Source organism: Ruegeria sp. G2 (genome assembly GCF_056533505.1).
In genome coordinates this window covers 94,788-113,592 of the sequence record NZ_JBQFON010000002.1, presented here as the reverse complement: position 1 = coordinate 113,592, position 18,805 = coordinate 94,788, and the positions used below count along the sequence as shown (strand labels likewise).

20 protein-coding genes are annotated in these 18,805 nt (G+C 54.3%); 11 read left to right on the top strand and 9 right to left on the bottom strand.

Going from position 1 to position 18,805, the window contains the following annotated elements; all coding sequences use genetic code 11:
* Positions 1-44: 44 nt before the first annotated feature.
* A complete protein-coding gene (locus tag ACR0DU_RS05200; RefSeq protein WP_170780089.1) occupies positions 45-1,286 on the bottom strand; it encodes an MFS transporter in 1,242 nt (413 codons plus the stop codon).
* A 105-nt stretch (positions 1,287-1,391) separates the two neighbouring features.
* Positions 1,392-1,793, bottom strand: a complete 402-nt coding sequence (locus tag ACR0DU_RS05195; RefSeq protein WP_170542507.1) for a DM13 domain-containing protein — start codon at positions 1,791-1,793, stop codon at positions 1,392-1,394.
* Positions 1,794-1,992: 199 nt separating this feature from the next.
* On the opposite strand from ACR0DU_RS05195, the gene hslU reads away from it, so the two are divergent.
* The 3 genes from hslU (at position 1,993) to ACR0DU_RS05180 (ending at position 5,715) form a co-directional block, all read left to right on the top strand.
* Positions 1,993-3,300 carry an ATP-dependent protease ATPase subunit HslU gene (gene hslU, locus ACR0DU_RS05190; RefSeq protein ID WP_170780087.1) on the top strand — a complete coding sequence of 436 codons (1,308 nt, stop codon included), beginning with the start codon at positions 1,993-1,995 and terminating at the stop codon, positions 3,298-3,300.
* Positions 3,301-3,400: 100 nt separating this feature from the next.
* The gene (locus tag ACR0DU_RS05185; protein WP_170780086.1) at positions 3,401-4,498 is read left to right on the top strand and encodes an alpha/beta fold hydrolase; all 1,098 of its coding nucleotides are present in this window, start codon (positions 3,401-3,403) and stop codon (positions 4,496-4,498) included.
* Positions 4,495-5,715 (top strand): MFS transporter, encoded by a 1,221-nt coding sequence (locus tag ACR0DU_RS05180; protein ID WP_480872850.1) that lies wholly within the window; start codon positions 4,495-4,497, stop codon positions 5,713-5,715. Before ACR0DU_RS05185 ends, ACR0DU_RS05180 begins: the two co-directional genes overlap by 4 nt.
* Here the strand turns inward: ACR0DU_RS05180 and ACR0DU_RS05175 are convergent.
* From ACR0DU_RS05175 to ACR0DU_RS05165, 3 genes are read right to left on the bottom strand one after another with little or no spacing between them, the layout of a single operon-like run.
* On the bottom strand, positions 5,712-6,299 hold the full coding sequence (locus ACR0DU_RS05175; protein ID WP_319545808.1) for a Smr/MutS family protein: 588 nt from the start codon (positions 6,297-6,299) through the stop codon (positions 5,712-5,714). The two genes, ACR0DU_RS05180 and ACR0DU_RS05175, sit on opposite strands and share 4 nt — an antisense overlap.
* Positions 6,299-7,339, bottom strand: a complete 1,041-nt coding sequence (gene mltA, locus ACR0DU_RS05170) for a murein transglycosylase A (protein ID WP_480872848.1) — start codon at positions 7,337-7,339, stop codon at positions 6,299-6,301. Before mltA ends, ACR0DU_RS05175 begins: the two co-directional genes overlap by 1 nt.
* Positions 7,336-7,998, bottom strand: a complete 663-nt coding sequence (locus ACR0DU_RS05165; RefSeq protein WP_010442987.1) for a Tim44/TimA family putative adaptor protein — start codon at positions 7,996-7,998, stop codon at positions 7,336-7,338. The genes mltA and ACR0DU_RS05165 overlap by 4 nt, the downstream gene beginning before the upstream one ends.
* A gap of 108 nt (positions 7,999-8,106) precedes the next feature.
* On the opposite strand from ACR0DU_RS05165, the gene ACR0DU_RS05160 reads away from it, so the two are divergent.
* Both ACR0DU_RS05160 and secB read left to right on the top strand, forming a co-directional pair.
* The gene (locus tag ACR0DU_RS05160) at positions 8,107-8,607 is read left to right on the top strand and encodes an FxsA family protein (protein ID WP_480872846.1); all 501 of its coding nucleotides are present in this window, start codon (positions 8,107-8,109) and stop codon (positions 8,605-8,607) included.
* Between the two features lie 54 nt (positions 8,608-8,661).
* Positions 8,662-9,162 carry a protein-export chaperone SecB gene (gene secB / locus ACR0DU_RS05155; protein WP_010442985.1) on the top strand — a complete coding sequence of 167 codons (501 nt, stop codon included), beginning with the start codon at positions 8,662-8,664 and terminating at the stop codon, positions 9,160-9,162.
* A gap of 25 nt (positions 9,163-9,187) precedes the next feature.
* Here the strand turns inward: secB and dnaQ are convergent, their stop codons facing one another.
* From dnaQ to ACR0DU_RS05135, 4 genes are read right to left on the bottom strand one after another with little or no spacing between them, the layout of a single operon-like run.
* A complete protein-coding gene (dnaQ, locus tag ACR0DU_RS05150; protein ID WP_480456958.1) occupies positions 9,188-9,910 on the bottom strand; it encodes a DNA polymerase III subunit epsilon in 723 nt (240 codons plus the stop codon).
* Positions 9,903-10,496 (bottom strand): dephospho-CoA kinase, encoded by a 594-nt coding sequence (gene coaE / locus ACR0DU_RS05145; protein ID WP_480456959.1) that lies wholly within the window; start codon positions 10,494-10,496, stop codon positions 9,903-9,905. The genes dnaQ and coaE overlap by 8 nt, the downstream gene beginning before the upstream one ends.
* Positions 10,493-11,326 carry a shikimate dehydrogenase gene (locus ACR0DU_RS05140; RefSeq protein WP_170773574.1) on the bottom strand — a complete coding sequence of 278 codons (834 nt, stop codon included), beginning with the start codon at positions 11,324-11,326 and terminating at the stop codon, positions 10,493-10,495. The genes coaE and ACR0DU_RS05140 overlap by 4 nt, the downstream gene beginning before the upstream one ends.
* Positions 11,323-11,922, bottom strand: coding sequence for a Maf family protein (locus tag ACR0DU_RS05135; protein WP_480456960.1), 600 nt, complete (start codon positions 11,920-11,922; stop codon positions 11,323-11,325). Before ACR0DU_RS05135 ends, ACR0DU_RS05140 begins: the two co-directional genes overlap by 4 nt.
* Positions 11,923-12,325: 403 nt before the next feature.
* On the opposite strand from ACR0DU_RS05135, the gene ACR0DU_RS05130 reads away from it, so the two are divergent.
* The 6 genes from ACR0DU_RS05130 (at position 12,326) to ACR0DU_RS05105 (ending at position 18,787) form a co-directional block, all read left to right on the top strand.
* The gene (locus ACR0DU_RS05130) at positions 12,326-12,775 is read left to right on the top strand and encodes a CopD family protein (protein ID WP_480456961.1); all 450 of its coding nucleotides are present in this window, start codon (positions 12,326-12,328) and stop codon (positions 12,773-12,775) included.
* A gap of 126 nt (positions 12,776-12,901) precedes the next feature.
* Positions 12,902-14,173, top strand: a complete 1,272-nt coding sequence (gene rho / locus ACR0DU_RS05125) for a transcription termination factor Rho (RefSeq protein ID WP_010442979.1) — start codon at positions 12,902-12,904, stop codon at positions 14,171-14,173.
* Positions 14,174-14,203: 30 nt separating this feature from the next.
* Complete coding sequence (gene mnmE / locus ACR0DU_RS05120) at positions 14,204-15,490, top strand: tRNA uridine-5-carboxymethylaminomethyl(34) synthesis GTPase MnmE (protein ID WP_480872843.1); 1,287 nt, start codon at positions 14,204-14,206, stop codon at positions 15,488-15,490.
* Between the two features lie 12 nt (positions 15,491-15,502).
* Complete coding sequence (gene mnmG, locus ACR0DU_RS05115) at positions 15,503-17,371, top strand: tRNA uridine-5-carboxymethylaminomethyl(34) synthesis enzyme MnmG (RefSeq protein ID WP_480872841.1); 1,869 nt, start codon at positions 15,503-15,505, stop codon at positions 17,369-17,371.
* Positions 17,368-17,991 carry a 16S rRNA (guanine(527)-N(7))-methyltransferase RsmG gene (rsmG, locus tag ACR0DU_RS05110; RefSeq protein ID WP_480872840.1) on the top strand — a complete coding sequence of 208 codons (624 nt, stop codon included), beginning with the start codon at positions 17,368-17,370 and terminating at the stop codon, positions 17,989-17,991. Before mnmG ends, rsmG begins: the two co-directional genes overlap by 4 nt.
* Positions 17,984-18,787: a ParA family protein gene (locus ACR0DU_RS05105; protein WP_170471099.1), complete on the top strand. Its 804-nt coding sequence runs from the start codon at positions 17,984-17,986 to the stop codon at positions 18,785-18,787. Before rsmG ends, ACR0DU_RS05105 begins: the two co-directional genes overlap by 8 nt.
* Positions 18,788-18,805 lie beyond the last annotated feature (18 nt).

Genomic DNA, 18,805 nt, shown 5'->3' with positions numbered 1-18,805 from the left:
AAGGGAGGGGCGGCGTATTTCGATTCAAATCAAACGCAAACGACTCAGGCTAACAGCGCTTTGATCTCTTTCCCTTTCCAACGCATGTGCATCCCTATTAGACCCATAAGTGCGGTCACGATAACTATGTAGTAAGGCACGCGGATGTCGATGCTCATCAATCCGCCTCCAATCAGGGACATGATGCCGCCTGCCAAGCAGAACACAGCTGTGGTTACGCCCATAACCCAGCCTTGATCCGTTTCGGAAACGCTGGATGAGAACAGGCCCAGCAGCGTCGGGTAGGACACACCGAAGAAAAAGTAAAAGAAGAAAACCGGAATATAGCTCAGCACACCGCTTGGGCTGAAGGCAAAGCCAAAGCCGCAGATCACCATAACCACCAATGATGTATAGATGATCTGGTGCTTGCTGAATCGTTCCTGTGCAGGCTTCACAAGGAAGGTGCTGGAGAAGGCTAGCGCAACGCCAATCACCACCATCGCCATGCTACCTCCGATCACGCCATAGCCCCACGCGCTGGTCAGGAAGTTGTCGACGAACACATAAAAAGTGACGTTGGCAACCATGAACAGCGCATAGACGGGCATGATTTTCAAAACCAACGGGTGCTCACGGACAGCTATGAGACTATCGGTGATGTCACGGGGACGGAAGACAAAGGGTTCGCGCTCGGTTCTGGTGTCCTTGAAGAATGTGGTCACGAGGAAGATCGCAATCAGGACCAGAACAAACGCACCGTAGAAAGGTGTCTTTAACGTCGCTGCACTGCCCAGCAAAGCGGCATCTGACAGGACCGCGCCGATAATCGGGCCACCCACGAGGCCAAAGCTGACGCCGGTCACGATGTAGCCCATGTTGCGATCTCGGTCGGCTGCATCCGTGCTGCCGTCGATCATTGCAGCCTGCGCAATCGGCTGATTGCCAGCGGTAAATCCGGTGATCGACCGGCCAATGATCAGTAAAAGCAAGCTGTTCATATAAAGCGCAGCAATGGTTAGGGCGTAGCCGACCAGTGCTCCGGTCAGGCAAACCAGAAGGGCATTCTTACGCCCGATGGAGTCCGAGACTTTCGAGACATAAACCACCCCCAGAAACCAAGACAGAAAGAAGCAGCCGATCACCAGACCATAATAGAAATGCCTTGTGCCCATGGCCGTGCTTTCCGGCAGAAAGCCCGACTTTGTTTCCATGATCAGAGAGTTGATGATCGGAAACACCAGCCCTTGCCCGATCAGGTCGACAAAGACCACAAACAGCAAGGTAATCTTGGCAATCTTAGTCATAAAAACGCCCCCAGTTCCAATATCTTGGGGCGAGTGTAACAGACTGTCGCGCTGTTACCTAACGGCGTGTCAGAGGCCGGAAACTCCGACCTCTGACAGTCGTGATTACTTCAGCGAAGCGACGCCCAGCGGGACACCAGCAACCTCGCACCAGATGTAGACTTCGTTATAGGCCGAGACATCCATGGTTGGCGGAACGGCATAGGATTGCTTGCCGGTCAGGTGCAGCAGCGCGCCCAGCTTGCTGTCGGGGGCGTATGTGCCGTCTTTGCCAAATGCAACGCGTGGGTCCGGGCCGCCATCCAGCGAAAAGTCCTGACCCAGTTCAACGATGTAACGTTCACCGTCTTTGACCAGCTTCACCGAACCGGTGGTGATGTGGTTCGAGCGACCTTCGAATGTGCCTTTCTTTTTGGCGCCACCTGCCAGAGCAGAAGTTGTGCCGGCCAGGGTCAGGGCCGCGCCTGTAGCTGCAGCTTTCACAAAAAGTGAACGACGAGTCATCATGATGAGGTATCTCCGTAAAATTATGCGAACTGGGGCGTTCGTCGCAAAGGGTTATGACGCAGTTGCCGCATGATTGACGATTCACATCGCCACGAATTTCCGTGTGCTGTCTGTGAGTTGCCGTGATCTTTCCGTGATCGGCTTGTGTTTTCGCGCCGTATGATTAGGTTCCGCAGCGAAACATACGGATAGAACACTTATGACCGACCTGACCCCGCGCGAGATTGTCTCGGAACTGGACCGCTTTATCATCGGGCAGAAAGACGCAAAGCGCGCCGTCGCCGTGGCGCTGCGCAACCGCTGGCGGCGCAAACAGTTGCCGGATGATATCCGCGACGAGGTCTATCCGAAAAACATCCTGATGATCGGTCCCACCGGCGTTGGCAAAACAGAAATCAGTCGCCGTTTGGCCAAGCTGGCCCGCGCGCCGTTTATTAAGGTTGAAGCCACCAAATTCACCGAGGTTGGCTATGTCGGCCGTGATGTTGAACAGATCGTGCGCGATCTGGCCGATGCTGCGATCCTGCAAACCCGCGAATTCATGCGGGAAGATGTCAAAGCCCGCGCCCATCAAGCCGCCGAGGATCGCGTGATCGAGGCGATTGCAGGCACCGACGCCCGCGAAGCCACGCGTGAGATGTTCCGCAAGAAGCTTAAGGCCGGCGAGCTTGACGATACCGAGATCGAATTGGAGCTGTCCGATACCTCAAGCCCGATGCCGATGTTCGACGTTCCGGGCCAACCCGGCAGTCAGATGGGGATGATGAATCTGGGCGACATATTCGGCAAAGCCTTCGGTGGTCGCACGGTCAAGAAGCGCATGACCGTCGCCGAAAGCTACGATGCCCTGATCGGGGAAGAAGCCGACAAGCTGCTGGACGACGAAACCGTCACCCGCGTGGCGTTGGAGTCCGTCGAACAGAACGGCATCGTGTTTCTGGATGAGATCGACAAGGTCTGCGCCCGCTCGGACGCGCGCGGTGGCGATGTCAGCCGGGAAGGGGTTCAGCGCGACCTGCTGCCGCTGATTGAAGGAACCACAGTCAGCACCAAACATGGACCGGTGAAAACCGACCATATCCTGTTCATTGCATCCGGCGCGTTCCATATCGCCAAGCCTTCCGACCTGTTGCCGGAACTTCAGGGTCGACTGCCGATCCGCGTGGAACTGCGAGCGCTGACCGAAGAAGACTTCGTGCGCATTCTGACTGAAACCGACAATGCTCTGACCCTCCAGTACACCGCCTTGATGGGTACCGAAGAGGTCACGGTCAGCTTCACCGAAGACGGAATCGCAGCCTTGGCCCGTATCGCCGCTGATGTGAATCAGAGCATTGAAAATATCGGTGCGAGGCGGCTGTACACGGTGATGGAGCGCGTGTTCGAAGAGCTTTCGTTCACCGCACCCGATCAGGCCGGGGCCGAGATTACCGTTGATGCGGGCTTTGTGGACGCCAATCTAGGTGAACTGACAAAATCGACCGACCTCAGCCGCTACGTTCTGTAACAGATGCCAGCCGGTTTTTGCCGGTAATCTGCATCCTCAGACTGGACGCTGAGCGGGAATAAGGTAGCGTGGCCCTGTAACTGCTTAGTAGGGGCAGACAGTGCTGCGCTATTTGATCATCATCGCGAACCTGTGCCTGCTGGCCGCCTGCGCGGACCGTTCGATAACCGAGATCACGCCCGAAGCGCTGAAGGTCGGTACCCCTGCAACGGTCTTTGCAGCAACAACCCGCGCGCGCGACATGGATGGAAGCTATGGCGCAAAACGCGCCGAGGCTTTGCGGTATCTCGAGATGACCGTCTCGATCCCGCCGTCGCACACGCCGGGTGACCTAAATTTCTCCTACGCGAACCCGAATCCGAACAAACAGTTTGTTGTAGCGGATGTTACCGAGTTTTCAGGTCCGCAAGATCTAAAGACCCGGTTGCGTGGTGTGGATGATGTGGTGATCTTTGTCCACGGCTATAACGCAACGCAAACCGAAACTGCCTTTCGTGCAGCCCAGCTAAGCCATGATATCGGTATCCCCGGAACCACTCTGATCTATTCCTGGCCCAGCCAGGCGCGCGGAACAGGATATGCCTATGATCTGGACAGTATGCTGTTTGCCCGCGATGGGTTGGAGCAGACGATCCGGCTGCTCAAATCAATGGGTGTCAAACGGGTTATCCTAATCGCGCATTCGATGGGTAGCGCATTGTCGATGGAAATGATGCGACAAGCCGAACTGCGTGAACCCGGCTGGTCAAACCGCAATCTGGAGGGGGTTATCCTGATCTCGCCCGATCTGGATGTCGATCTGTTTAGGTCACAGATGAACAGTATCAAAAACCCGCCAGATCCGTTTGTGGTGATGGTATCCAGGAAAGATAAGATCCTAAACCTGTCGGCGCGGTTGCGCGGTACTGCGGACAGTAAGAGACTGGGCAATATCAGTTCGGCTGACGCATTGGCCGAATACCCGATAAACGTGATCGACACGACCGCATTCAACAGCGATGCAGGGTCGTCCCATTTCGTGGCTGCAACCTCGCCCGCACTTCTGGCGATTCTCAGCTCGGTCCGCAGGGTCAGCAATACATTCGGTCCTGACCGGCCCGGCATAGATGTGCTCGTCCCTCCCAGCGAACGCAATACGGATGGCGCGACAGAAATCATTCTGACCGAAACCGGGCAGGCGCAGGTCAGCACCCCGTGACGCGATCCGGCCTTCGTCGCTTTCTGATCCAGAATGCAAACTGGCTGGGTGCGGGAGTTCTGCTGACCTTTCTCTCCAGCTTTGGACAGACCTTTTTCATCTCGATCTTCGCAGGAGAAATTCGGGCGGAATTTGAGCTAAGCCACGGAGCCTGGGGTGGGCTCTATTCGCTTGGCACAACCGTTTCCGCTTTGGTGATGATCTGGGCCGGAGGTCTTACTGATATCTTTCGCGTACGTGTGCTGGGCCCTGCGGTTTTGACCGGCCTGGCATTGGCCGCGTTGGCAATGGCACTGAATGTTTGGCTTATTCTGTTGCCCGTTGTGGTCTTCTTTCTCAGACTTCTCGGTCAGGGGATGAGCAGCCATCTTGCGGCCGTCGCGATGGCGCGCTGGTTTACAGCGACACGAGGCAAGGCTTTGTCGATCGCAACATTGGGGTATGCAATCGGAGAGGCACTTTTGCCCCTGACATTCGTTGCTGCTCTGGCGTTTCTGGATTGGCGCTGGTTATGGGGGCTTGCAGCTTGCATAACCCTTTTGGGTATTCCCGTACTGATCCGGTTGCTGCGTCAGGAACGAACACCGCAAAGCTTGGCGACCAATGCCTCGTCTGTCGGCATGCAGGGTCGCCAATGGACGCGCCGCGAGGCGCTGTTGAACCCGTTGTTCTGGTTTATGACACCCGCAATCCTTGCGCCTTCGGCCTTTATCACCGCCTTCTTTTTTCATCAGGTGCATCTCGCCGAAATCAAAGGCTGGCCACATATACAACTGGTCGCTCTGTTTCCGGTCTTCACAGGGGTTTCGATTCTATCGATGTTTGCAGCGGGCTGGGCGTTGGACAAATGGGGCACGGCCCGGATGATGCCCTACTATCAATTACCGATGGCCGTCGGATTTGCCATCCTGTCGGTCTCAACTTCGATTGGCGGGGCATTGATTGGAATGGTTTTCCTCGCCCTGACAGCTGGTGCGCATAATCCATTGCCCAGCGCCTTTTGGGCCGAGTTCTATGGCACGCGCCACATAGGAGCAATCAAGGCCATGGCCGCTGCAGTGATGGTTCTGGGTTCAGCAATCGGACCGGCTTTGACCGGTATGTTGATCGACAAAGGCGTTTCACTGAACACTCAATTCTTCTGGATCGCAGCATTCTTCTTGTGCGTCTGCGGCTTGGTTCGGATCGGCATAGCCCGCGCACTTCAACCGGGTTAGCGAACCCGCCTGAGGTACACGTAGTAAGCCCCATCGCCACCGTGACTGATATGTGCGGGCGTCACCTGCATCACCGCCTGCGTTAAGGGTGGAATAGAAAGCCAGTGTGGCACTTGATTGCGCAAAACACCGCGCGGGGTCGGAATTGGCCCGGGCTCGTCGCGATCCTTTCCCTTGCCAGTAATAACCAGCACCAACCGCTTGCCTTGCGCCTGCGCCGTCAGGATAAAACGCACCAAAGTAGGATGGGCCGCGCTCATACGCATCCCATGCAGGTCCAGCTTGCCCTCAGGCTTTAGCTTGCCACGTTTCATGCGCGCAAATGCCTTAGTATCCATTTGTACAGGATTTGCCCGCAATCCTTCGGTGATTGAGGGCTTGAGATTATTCCGCGTGGGTTTGGATTGCGCTGTCTGGCCCAACTCAAACGCTTCGATGCGCGCCTTTGGAGTCTTGGTCGGTTTGGGTTTTGGCAACGTCGTGGGGTGGATGGTCTGCGGTATTTCGGGGTGCAATCGTTCAGCTTGTTTGGTGACCTTGCGCCACAGCTCGATCTCTTCTGACGTCAGTTTGCGCCGTGTCATCAGAATTCATCCGGTAACAGGGCGTAGGCTCGCTGAATCGGCAAAAGCACGACCATACGACCGGGGTCTTTCAGACGGCCAGCAGCTTGCCCCGCCTCATCCCCAGTACCAAAGAAAATGTCCGCCCGCTGGGCACCCTTAATGGCTGAACCGGTATCCTGCGCGATCATTAATCGCCGTAACGGGGCCTTGCCATCCTTCTCAACCCAAACCGGCGCCCCGAGGGGCGTATATGCCGGATCCACCGCGATGCTGCGCATCGTGGTGACCGAGCGATTCATGGCCCCCAGAGGTCCGAGTTCTGGGGCAACCCGGTTCACTTCACGAAAGAACACATAAGAGGGGTTGTGAAACAACAACTCGGCACCGGCTTCGGGGTTTTTGCGCACCCAGGCCCGGATCATCTGCGCACTGACCTCGTGCGCGCCCAGCGCCCCGCGACGGATCAACTCGGCTCCGATTGAACGATAAGGGTGTCCGTTCGCTCCGCCATATCCCACACGTAGCGCGCTGCCATCGGGCAAGCGAATACGACCGGAACCCTGAATTTGCAGAAAGAACAACTCGACCGGGTCATCGACCCATGCGATCTCAAGCCCGCGGCCCGTCATCGCGTCCCCGGTCAGCAATTCGCGGCGACTAAGCCACCGATCAGCGCCTCGCGCCTCCGGAGGCATCCGGTAGAGCGGATAGCGGTATTTGCTGGTTGGATATTTAGAGCCGTCCAGTTCGGGTTCAAAATAACCTGTGAACAACGCGTCATCGCCGCCTTCAACCAGAACCGGTCGGAAAAACAGCTCAAAAAACGACCGTGCGGCCTGAGGTTCATAGGTCCGGGCAACGCCACACAGCGCCTGCCAATCCGGATCCTTCAGATCGCCGCAGGTGTTCAGAAAAACTGAAAGGGCTGCCCCGTGATCATCGGCAGCCCAGCCATCAAGGTTATCAAATGACAGGATGGATCGCGTCGCCTCGGCTCCGGCGGCGCTGGCAGTGGTCATGACGACCCCCAGTAGAAGCGACCGAATCGCTGCAATCATGCGTCCGTGGCAACAAGTAGCCAGTTCGGATCGTCCGCGCCCATTACACGAGCAAAGGTCCAGCTGTCCTTTTGGCGTTTAACCGTATTGGGGTTGCCTTCGATGATATCCCCTCCGCGATCACGCACGACCGAGGTCAGCTCACCGATAAAGCGCATGGTGATCTCGGCCTGATTGCTGTCCTTGTCGAACGAAACATCTGCCAGAGTAGTTTCACGTACGCCGACAAATTCGGCTTCGATGGTCAGGCCCTTGTCTTCGCGATCAGCGACCACAGAGACAAAACTGTCAAAAACCTCTTCGGACAAGAAAGGTTGAATCTCGTCCAGATTGCCTTTTTCGAACCCCATCACGATCATCTCATAGGCACCGCGCGCACCCTGAACAAATTCGCTAACGGAAAAACTGGGCTCAACCCGCTTCATCGCGGCCAGAGTTTGCGCTTGTTCGCTGTCTTCCGCTACATGGTCAGTAATATCGTGATCCGGCCCGCCATCAATGACCTCGAAATCACGACGCGTACCATTGGTATCTGGCTGTTGTTGAAGGGGTGGTTTTTCAAACCCTTCGCGTGTGCCCAATACGCTTTTCAGACGCAGGATCAGGAAAACGGCAATTCCGGCCAGGACCAGCAACTGGATCATAGGGTTGTCGCTCATTTCATACTCTTTTCAGCGCCAGGACTTTGTGAACCCGGCCTCAAGCCACTATGTAGGTGACAGTTGGGCGCAAGTCCACAGCCCGGCACATGCTAAAGGATACCGCAAATGTACCTGTTCTTGGCTTTTTTATTAGTTCCGATCATTGAGATCGCCCTGTTCATACAAGTTGGCGGGCTGATCGGACTATGGCCAACGCTTGCAATCGTAGTCCTGACCGCCGTTCTGGGCACTGTATTGGTCCGGACACAAGGTCGCACGGCATTGGCCAATCTACAACGATCCTTTGCCGAATTGGACGACCCGACCGAACCGCTTGCACATGGGGCTATGATCCTTTTGTCGGGTGTATTGTTGTTGACCCCCGGATTTTTCACCGATGCGGTTGGTTTTGCATTGCTGGTCCCGGGCATCCGCGTTGCTGTGTTCCGCTATCTGAAATCTAAGGCGACCATCACCCAATTCCAAATGGGCACCGGCTCACAGTTTCGATCAGGTCCAGACCCGTTCAATCAGGACGACGTGATTGATGGTGAATTCACTGAAGTCCGGCCACGTAACGAACCCGGAAATCCCTCTAAATGGGTGGAAGGTCCGCACCAGCATTGAGGTACCGCGCCCAAATTGATAAGCAGTGTCGAATTTCAATTCCGGAGTAGATAAATGGCCGAAGAAGACGCCAAAGAAAACACAGCGGCACAAGCCGCACCACAGGTTCAAATGCGCGTCCTGGGGCAATTCATTCGTGATATGTCCTTTGAGAACGTGATGGCGCAGAAAGGCGTCTCAGGCGATGTACAGCCAGAGATTTCGGTTCAAGTGAATCTGGATGCCAAGAAGCGCCCGACCGAGCATCAATTCGAAGTTTCGATCAAGCTGAAGCTGACTTCTAAAGCCAAAGGCCTGGAAGACGTATTGTTCCTGTGTGAGATCGACTATTGCGGGTTGTTCCACGTGGAGGGCGTGCCCGAGGATCAAGTGCATCCGTTCCTTATGATCGAATGCCCACGCATGCTGTTCCCCTTCCTGCGTCGCATCGTCAGCGACATCACCCGCGACGGTGGGTTCCCGCCGGTCAATCTGGATAACATTGATTTCGTGGCACTTTATCGCAACGAACTGGCACGCCGTCAGGCCGCACAAGCGCAAAAAACCGACGCTTAAGACATTGACCCGCGGCTGGCTATGGTCAGGCGCGGGTCCACAGGGCATTGTCGCCCAGTTTTTCCACAAATTCCTGATGTGCTGCGCGTTCATCCTCGGTAATCCGGGGTGGCAATGCATTGGGTCGTGCCGTTGGGCGCCATTCTTCTCCGCCTCCGGCCATCGCGGTTGTAGTTGCCGACAGGCCGAAATCAGGCTGACGTCCTCCGATCAGCTCCAGATACACTTCGGCAAGGATCTCCGAGTCCAGAAGCGCCCCGTGTAACACCCGGTTCGAATTATCGATACCAAACCGACGACACAACGCATCCAGCGAGGCGGGCGAGCCCGGGAACCGTTTACGCGCTATGGCCAGTGTGTCGATTGCCTGATCCATGGGAATCAGTGACGCGCCCATCCACCTCAACTCGGCATTCAGAAACTTCATGTCGAACGAGGCGTTGTGGATCACCAGCTTGGCGTCGCCCACAAAATCGCGAAGTCCTTGCCCAACTTTGGCAAAGACAGGCTTGTCCTTAAGCGTCACTTCGCCTTTTTCCGGCGGGCGTGGATTCTCCAGCAAGTCGGGGCCGATTCCGTGAATCCCGAACGCCTCATCAGGCATTGAGCGTTCCGGGTTGATATAGACATGATAGGTCTCTCCCGTGGCCACGTGGTTCCACAGCTCCACTGCGCCGATCTCGACAATCCGGTCACCGCTTTCAGGATCAAACCCGGTGGTCTCGGTATCGAGTACAATCTCACGCATCTACCATCCCCGCCCGTATCTGCCTGATCACATCCTGCACCTGCACGCGGGCATGGTCCAGACTATCCGTTTCAATCACAAAATCAGACCGGGCACATTTCTCGTCATTAGTCATCTGTTTGGCACGGATCTGCTCAAACTGTTCCTCAGTCATCGTACCACGCGCCATGACGCGTCGTTTTTGTTCATCAGCCGGAACCCGGACACAGACCACGGCGTCCATTACAGTTTCACCGCCGGTTTCAAACAACAATGGAATGTCAAACACCAGGATATCGGCTGAGGTCGCTGCACGAAACGCCGCGCGATCCTCGGCAACCAAAGGGTGTACGATATTCTCAATTATTTTCAATGCATTAGAATCATTCGAAATGATCTTTTTTAGAGCTTCGCGGCTAACGGCTTCCTTCACAATCGCAGATGGAAACGCGTTGCGCATGGGCTCAACTGCAGAACCACCCTTTGCATAAAGCCGATGGACCGCCGCATCCGCATCCCAAAGCGCGCACCCTTCATCTGCGAACATCTGAGCGGTTGTGCTTTTGCCCATCCCGATTGATCCGGTGAGCCCGAGTGCAAAACTCATGCCAAGGCCGCCGCGCGCGTTTCGGGATCAACTTCAGGACGGACACCGAACCAGCGTTCAAATCCGGGAACAGCCTGATGCAGTAGCATTCCCAACCCGTCGACAGTGGTACATCCCGCCTCTTCCGCCTGTTGCAAGAGACGCGTTTGAAGCGGTGCATAAACCAGGTCGGTGACAACAGCGCCGGGTTGCAATCCGTCCAGCGGAACGCGCAGTTCCGGCTGCCCCTGCATACCCAACGAAGTCGTATTGACGACCAGTTCGGCATTCTCGATCACGTTTCCTGCCTGCACCCAATCCACGACTGTGATCCGCTGGCCGAATTCTTCTTTCAAATGATCGGCGCGCGTGCGCGTGCGGTTTGTCAGCAAGATTTCTGGCACGCCAGCCTCTGCCAAAGCCTGCAAAACAGCACGGGCGGCACCACCTGCACCAAATACAACCGCCGGACCATCCGCCGGGTTCCAATCCGGCGCACCCGCGCGCAGATTTGCCATGAAGCCGTACCCATCCGTATTGTCCGCATGAATCGAGCCATCCTCGCGAAATACAAGTGTATTTGCCGCCCCGATGACCGAGGCCCGGTCCGAGACGTGATCTGCCAAACGCAAAGCCGCTTCCTTGTGCGGCACAGTCACATTGGCCCCAACAAACCCGGCTTTGGGCAGCGTGTGCAGAACAGTTTCCAGATCGGCCGGCGCGACATCCATCGGGATATAATGCCCTGCCAACCCATAGGTTTTCAGCCAATGACCGTGCAGCTTTGGTGACCGGGAATGCGCAACCGGATGCCCAATCACTCCGGCCAGAGGAATTCGATGGTCCGTCATTGATCGATCACTCCCTTCACGGCCAGCAAATTAAGCAGCTCCAACAGGGGCATACCCAAGACGTTAAAATAGTCGCCGTCAATGGTAGCGAACAGACGTGCACCTTCTTCTTCCAGCTTATAGGCCCCCACCGCATGACGAATGCTTTCCCAGTTGCGCGCCACATAATCGCGCAGATAGGCATCCGAGCTGGCCCGCATCCGCAAGCGCACCTGACCGACATGCCGCCAGATCGGTTCACCATCCTGATAGATCACCGCGGCGGACAGCAACATATGCCGCTTGCCGCGCATTGCTTTTAGCTGCGCCAGTGCTTCTTCCGGCGTTTCCGGTTTCGACAGAAGCTGACCATCGAAGTCCAGAACCTGATCACAGCCCACGACCATGGCACCCGGAACCTTGTCACTAATTTTACGCGCCTTCATCTCGGCCAGTGCATCAGCGATATCGCGGGGCGATGCCCGCTCGGCCAATAGCGAACGCTTGGCCGTATCTTCATCCACACGCGCGATCTGAACTGAAAACGGGACGCCTGCGTTTTTTAGCAGCTGCGCGCGGATCTCGGACCCCGAGGCAAGGACTATGGGGACAGTCATGTGGAAAACCCCGTGTGCAAATCATTGAGTAGTCTTGAACGGTTTGTATGGCTTTCCGGTTGACACGCAACCCCGGGAATTTGGAGCAAGACTTCCCCGAGTCGCCCGGATCCTGTCCAGATGGGATAAGGATAAGTCGAAAAGATCGGATAAGCAGGCTATCCCAAGATACCCTATTGGTTATCCACAGATAATATTATAAGTGATCACATTAAGTATCTGTAATTATGTTGTTTTTAGAAATATCAATAGATTCTACAGCGCAGCTAATTGTTTTGTCCACCTGGGGAAAAATGCAGGACAAAAAAGTAATCCACCGAATTTGATCTCCCTACAAAACCATCTTCCTTTTTCTTTCTATATTTTTTTATTAGGAGGGTTTCAGGCAAATCCAGGAAGCCCAATGACCGACATTCTTTTTAAAATATACCCTTGGGTGAAATCACTGCACATCATGGCGGTGATTTCTTGGATGGCCGGGTTGTTCTATTTGCCTAGACTGTTTGTATATCACGTCGAAAAAGCGCAGTCCGTGAATGGTGCGCAGGAAATTTTCTTCGAAATGGAAGAAAAGCTGATGCGCGTGATCATGCGTCCAGCAATGATCGTTGCCTGGGTCTGCGGGCTGATCATGGTGTTCACGCCCGGTATCGTTGGATGGGATTGGAGCTGGCCTTGGGTCAAAGGTGCAGCTGTGATCGGAATGACCTGGTTTCATCATTGGTTGATTGCACGGCGCAAGGACCTTGCTGAGGGGCGAAATAAGCTCACTGGGCGGCAGTATCGCATGATGAATGAAGTTCCGACCATTCTGATGGTTGTGATCGTTCTGGCGGTCGTTCTGAAGTTCTAAGGGCCTGTTTGACTCTTCTTAAGTAAGCGCTTATCTATCGCGTAACGCGCCCGTCCGGGCGAGGTATCTTCCGTTCTGAAATTCCACTCTGGTGCCGCGGTCCAAGCGGCCGAGGTTCGTATCATCATGACAACTGAATCCCTGAATCTGGCTGACCTTAAGGCCAAAAGCCCCAAAGACCTGCTCGCCATGGCCGAGGAGCTTGAGATCGAGAACGCCTCGACCATGCGCAAAGGCGAAATGATGTTCCAGATTCTGCGCGAACGTGCGGATGAGGGATGGACCATCGGTGGCGATGGCGTGCTGGAAGTGTTGCAGGATGGCTTTGGCTTCCTGCGTTCGCCTGAGGCGAACTATCTGCCAGGCCCAGATGACATCTATGTTTCGCCTGATATGATCCGCAAACACTCGTTGCGGACCGGAGATACGGTTGAAGGTGAGATCAAAGCGCCCGATGAAAACGAGCGTTACTTCGCGCTGACCAACGTCACCAAGATCAACTTTGAGAATCCAGAAAAAGCCAAACACAAGATCCTGTTCGACAACCTGACGCCTCTGTATCCGGACGAGCGTCTGAAAATGGAAATCGAAGATCCCACCATCAAGGACAAGTCGGCTCGCGTGATCGATCTGGTCTCGCCTATCGGAAAGGGTCAGCGTTCGCTGATCGTGGCACCACCGCGGACCGGCAAGACGGTGATCCTGCAGAACATCGCGCATTCGATCGAGCAGAACCACCCGGAGTGTTATCTGATCGTCCTGCTGATCGACGAACGCCCGGAAGAAGTGACTGACATGCAGCGCTCGGTGAAGGGTGAGGTTGTGTCTTCGACCTTTGACGAACCTGCAACGCGCCACGTGGCCGTGTCGGAAATGGTCATCGAAAAAGCCAAGCGATTGGTCGAACACAAACGAGATGTTGTTATTCTTCTCGATTCAATCACAAGACTTGGTAGGGCTTTTAACACCGTGGTGCCATCTTCGGGTAAGGTTCTAACCGGTGGTGTGGACGCCAATGCTCTGCAACGGCCCAAGCGCTTCTTTGGTGCTGCGCGGAACATTGAAGAGGGTGGTTCGCTGACCATTATCGCCACCGCACTGATCGACACCGGTAGCCGGATGGACGAGGTGATCTTTGAAGAGTTCAAAGGCACCGGTAACTCGGAAATCGTTCTGGATCGCAAGATCGCAGACAAACGTGTGTTCCCGGCAATCGACATCCTTAAGTCTGGTACCCGGAAAGAGGACCTGCTGGTCGATAAGGGTGATTTGGCCAAGACCTTCGTTCTGCGCCGCATCCTCAACCCGATGGGTACGACCGATGCGATCGAGTTCCTGTTGTCGAAGTTGAAACAGACCAAGACAAACGGCGAATTCTTCGACTCGATGAATACCTGACACAGGTCTTAACCAACGCGAGGCCTTCGAATGGATACGATATTCGCCTTGGCCAGCGCGCAAGGCAAAGCAGGGGTGGCGGTTATCCGCCTCTCTGGTCCGCAAGCGCATTCTGCGGCCAACATTTTGGCCGGTGGAGGCCTGCCATCACGCGGGATGACGGCTCGGACGCTTAGCGCCGCCGATGGGACGCGGTTGGATGAGGGTTTGGTCCTGACCTTTAAGGCTCCTTCCAGCTTTACGGGCGAGGACGTGGCCGAACTTCAGATTCACGGCAGCATGGCTTCGGTTAACGCCGTATTGGCATCTTTGTCAGATATGGATGATCTCCGTCTGGCAGAGCCGGGTGAGTTTACCCGGCGCGCTTTGGAAAACAGTAAGATGGATTTGGCGCAGGTCGAAGGACTTGCCGATCTGATTGACGCAGAAACCGAAGTGCAGCGGAAACAGGCGCAAACGATTTTGGCAGGTGCTTTGGGCACTTTGGCTGAAGGGTGGCGGCGCGATTTGATCCGTGCGGCATCCTTGCTTGAGGCTGTGATCGATTTTGCCGATGAAGAGGTGCCCACAGATGTAACGCCCGAAGTCCGCACATTGATTTCAGGTGTCATGGGCGAACTGACCCGAGAGGCGAAAGGTGTTCGCATCGCTGAACGCATTCGCTCTGGCTTTGAAGTTGCCATTGTTGGTCTTCCTAATGCAGGTAAGTCGACTTTGTTGAACGCCTTAGCTGGACGCGAGGCGGCTATTACATCTGAGTATGCTGGTACAACGCGGGATGTGATCGAAGTGCGCATGGATCTGGCGGGATTGCCGGTTACTCTGCTTGATACAGCCGGTTTGAGAGAAACCGAAGATCATGTCGAAAATCTAGGGATCGAGCTGGCCCGCAAACGGGCAGATGTTGCTGACTTGCGTGTATTCCTAACGGATACACCTGACGATTTAGGTATCCAGATGCAGGAAGATGATATTCATGTACTGCCTAAATCTGACTTACGAGCAGCTGATGGGCGTGGGATATCCGGTAAAACCGGGCAAGGAATTGACCACCTTATCGACAATATATCGTGTATCTTAAGTGAACGGGCTACTAGTCATGGTATTGCGACCCACGAACGCCATCGTGTTGCGATGATAAAGGCAGCGGAAGCGTTGGCTGCGGGACAGACAGTTCTGGAATTGGGGCCAGATATGTATGATATAGCAGCTGAGGAACTGCGAACAGCCATTCGCGCTCTTGAATCTCTGGTTGGACGAATAGATGTCGAAACCCTTCTGGATGAGATCTTTGCTAGTTTCTGCTTAGGTAAATGAGGAGTGTTTCACGTGAAACATTCAAAATTTGATGTCGTTGTTATCGGTGCCGGGCACGCAGGTACCGAAGCCGCACATGCGGCAGCGCGCATGGGCGTTAAAACTGCTTTGGTGACTCTGTCTGAACGGGACATCGGCGTCATGTCGTGTAATCCTGCGATTGGTGGGCTAGGTAAAGGTCATCTGGTTCGAGAGATCGATGCTCTTGATGGTGTAATGGGGCGCGTCGCGGATCGTGCAGGTATTCAGTTTCGTTTGTTGAACCGGCGCAAAGGTCCGGCTGTTCAGGGTCCCAGGGCGCAAGCAGACCGGGTCCTTTACCGGGCTGCCATGGCAGAAGAAACTGAGAAACAAGACAACTTATCGGTTATCACAGGGGAAGTAATTGACTTCCTGATGGACGGTCATCGTGTTGTCGGAGTTAAGCTAGCAGACGAATCTGAGGTTCCGGCGCTGGTGGTCATTTTGACGTCTGGAACTTTCTTACGCGGAGTAATCCATATTGGGGACGTGTCTCGTCCCGGAGGTCGTATGGGCGATCGCCCATCAATTCGGCTGGCAGAGCGCTTAGATGAGTTTGCATTGCCCATGGCGCGGCTGAAGACTGGTACGCCTCCCCGGTTGGATGGCCGGACCATAAACTGGGATATATTAGAACGTCAGGATGGCGACGCGGAGCCAACCCTGTTTTCATTCATGTCTAGGTCGGTGACAGCCCCACAAATTGCATGTGGTATAACTCACACGAACGCACAAACGCATGAGATTATAGAAAAAAATCTATCGCGTTCTGCCATGTATGGCGGGCATATCGATGGTGTCGGCCCAAGGTATTGCCCGTCCATTGAAGATAAGATCGTTCGATTTGCGGACAAGGAATCCCATCAGATATTCTTGGAACCGGAAGGGGTTCAGGATAATACAGTATACCCAAATGGTATTTCTACCTCATTGCCGGAAGATGTTCAGTTTGCCTACGTTCAATCGATTGTTGGACTAGAACATTCAAAAATCCTGCAACCAGGATATGCGATCGAATACGACTATGTTGACCCGCGTATCCTTTCGGCATCTTTGTCCGTTCCTGACGTGCCTGGTCTATATCTTGCGGGTCAGATCAACGGCACTACAGGATATGAGGAAGCTGCTGCACAAGGTTTGGTCGCCGGGTTGAATGCTGCGTTAGAGGTGCAGTCTCGAGCGCCCTTCTATTTTACCCGTTCAGACAGCTACATCGGGGTGATGATTGATGATCTTACCACCCGTGGGGTTGCCGAACCTTATAGGATGTTCACGTCACGGGCTGAGTTTCGGTTATCCCTCCGCGCAGATAATGCGGATCAAAGGCTGACTCCGATAGGGGAGGAGCTGGGCTGTGTAGGGTCGCAGCGCCTTGGCCTATTCGCGAATAAGCTCGAAAAGCTAGCGGCTGCCAAGGCCAGTCTAACTGCGCGAACGTATACTCCCAAAGAAATTCTGGCTGCAGGGATTAATGTCAATCAGGATGGAAATCGTCGCGACGGGATGGCTGTACTCGCCTTTCCTGATGTGTCTTTTGAAGATATTGTCTTGCTTGAACCTGAATTGGAAGGGACAGAGAGGGAAATCCGCCGTCAGGTTGAACGCGATGCCTTGTATGCGAGCTACATAGCGCGCCAGCAACGTGATGTTGAAGCAATGAAGCGAGACGAGGCCCATGAAATACCTCGGGATTTCAACTATTTTGGGCTGGACGGATTGTCGTCGGAAATGAAGCAAAAGCTGTCACAAGCCAAACCGGCCAATATTGCTCAAGCTGGTCGCGTTGAAGGTGTGACACCGGCTGCATTAACTTTAGTCCTGGCTAAGCTCCGGCGCGACGTGAAAGCTCGCAACGCATGAAAGGTCAAGACGTTGCCATCGCTGAGAAACTGAATGTTTCACGTGAAACATTCGAACGTCTCGCGATCTATGTTGCATTGCTTGAGCGTTGGAATCCAAGAATCAACCTAGTATCAAGGAACAGCTTAAAGGATATCTGGGTTCGTCATATTCAAGATTCAGTTCAAGTATTCAGAACATCAAAGCCTGTAGATCATTGGGTTGATTTAGGCAGCGGCGGCGGGTTTCCCGGAGTGGTCTGTGCAATCATGGCGATAGAGTCCGCACCAGAAACCCGATTTACGCTGGTCGAAAGTGATCAGAGAAAATCCGCATTTCTTCGAAATGTGGCCCGGGAATGCGGGGCGAATTGCACGGTCTTAGCACGAAGAATCGAAGCAATTGATCCCTTGGGCGCGGATATCTTGTCGGCTCGGGCATTAGCGGATTTGACCACCTTATTATCTTTTTGCGACAGGCATTTAGATGAAAATGGCGTAGCTCTGTTGCCAAAAGGCGCAACCTGGAAAAAAGAGCTTTTAGACGCACGCAAGGAATGGAATTTCGACGCCGATCCTATTAAAAGTCTTACAGAACCTCAGTCTGTTATCCTGAAAATCAAAGGAGTTGCGCGTGGTTGATCTGTCTCGTCCTGCCGGACCTCGGATAATCGCGGTTGCGAATCAAAAAGGCGGGGTGGGGAAAACCACGACTGCAATCAATCTGGCAGCCGGGTTGGCCGAGGCAGGTTGCAAGGTGTTGGTCGTAGATCTGGACCCCCAGGGCAATGCCTCAACGGGATTAGGGGTCGAAGATCGCGATTGGACAACCTATGACCTAATACTGGACGACGCATCGTTAGAAGCAGTGGTACAAGAAACAGAAATTAAAGATCTTTTTGTAGTTCCGGCCACCGTTGACCTAAGTTCAGCAGATATTGAGCTGATCTCGAATGAGAAACGCAGCTATCTATTGCATGATGCGCTGCGCCAGAAGGCGATCGACTCGTTTGAACTGGATTTTGTTCTGATCGATTGTCCGCCATCTTTGAATTTGCTCACTGTAAACGCCATGGTAGCAGCTCATTCTGTCCTTGTGCCCTTGCAAAGCGAGTTCTTTGCGCTCGAAGGCTTGTCGCAGTTGATGCTGACAATTCGCGAAGTACGTCAGACTGCAAATCCTGACCTCAGGATCGAAGGTGTTGTGTTGACCATGTATGACAACCGCAACAACTTGTCCCGCCAGGTCGAAAAGGACGCGCGTGACAATCTTGGTCAGATGGTATTTAAGACCAAGATACCCAGAAATGTGCGGGTCAGCGAGGCGCCATCATATGCGCTTCCTGTACTGCAATATGATTCGGGCTCACTCGGGGCGATGGCATATCGGCATTTGGCGCGAGAAGTCATGCATAAGAACAACAAAGTAGCCATCTAAGTGGCCGTCAGGAGGGCA

Coding starts and splice junctions, on each gene's coding strand:
- ACR0DU_RS05135 (WP_480456960.1), bottom strand. CDS start 11,922: ATGACTGTCCCCATAGTCCTTGCCTCGGGGTCCGAGATCCGCGCGCAG.
- mltA (WP_480872848.1), bottom strand. CDS start 7,339: ATGATTGCAGCGATTCGGTCGCTTCTACTGGGGGTCGTCATGACCACT.
- coaE (WP_480456959.1), bottom strand. CDS start 10,496: ATGAGTTTTGCACTCGGGCTCACCGGATCAATCGGGATGGGCAAAAGC.
- ACR0DU_RS05175 (WP_319545808.1), bottom strand. CDS start 6,299: ATGACACGGCGCAAACTGACGTCAGAAGAGATCGAGCTGTGGCGCAAG.
- ACR0DU_RS05140 (WP_170773574.1), bottom strand. CDS start 11,326: ATGACGGACCATCGAATTCCTCTGGCCGGAGTGATTGGGCATCCGGTT.
- secB (WP_010442985.1), top strand. CDS start 8,662: ATGGCCGAAGAAGACGCCAAAGAAAACACAGCGGCACAAGCCGCACCA.
- rho (WP_010442979.1), top strand. CDS start 12,902: ATGACAACTGAATCCCTGAATCTGGCTGACCTTAAGGCCAAAAGCCCC.
- rsmG (WP_480872840.1), top strand. CDS start 17,368: ATGAAAGGTCAAGACGTTGCCATCGCTGAGAAACTGAATGTTTCACGT.
- ACR0DU_RS05195 (WP_170542507.1), bottom strand. CDS start 1,793: ATGATGACTCGTCGTTCACTTTTTGTGAAAGCTGCAGCTACAGGCGCG.
- mnmE (WP_480872843.1), top strand. CDS start 14,204: ATGGATACGATATTCGCCTTGGCCAGCGCGCAAGGCAAAGCAGGGGTG.
- dnaQ (WP_480456958.1), bottom strand. CDS start 9,910: ATGCGTGAGATTGTACTCGATACCGAGACCACCGGGTTTGATCCTGAA.
- ACR0DU_RS05160 (WP_480872846.1), top strand. CDS start 8,107: ATGTACCTGTTCTTGGCTTTTTTATTAGTTCCGATCATTGAGATCGCC.
- ACR0DU_RS05200 (WP_170780089.1), bottom strand. CDS start 1,286: ATGACTAAGATTGCCAAGATTACCTTGCTGTTTGTGGTCTTTGTCGAC.
- ACR0DU_RS05165 (WP_010442987.1), bottom strand. CDS start 7,998: ATGAGCGACAACCCTATGATCCAGTTGCTGGTCCTGGCCGGAATTGCC.
- hslU (WP_170780087.1), top strand. CDS start 1,993: ATGACCGACCTGACCCCGCGCGAGATTGTCTCGGAACTGGACCGCTTT.
- ACR0DU_RS05130 (WP_480456961.1), top strand. CDS start 12,326: ATGACCGACATTCTTTTTAAAATATACCCTTGGGTGAAATCACTGCAC.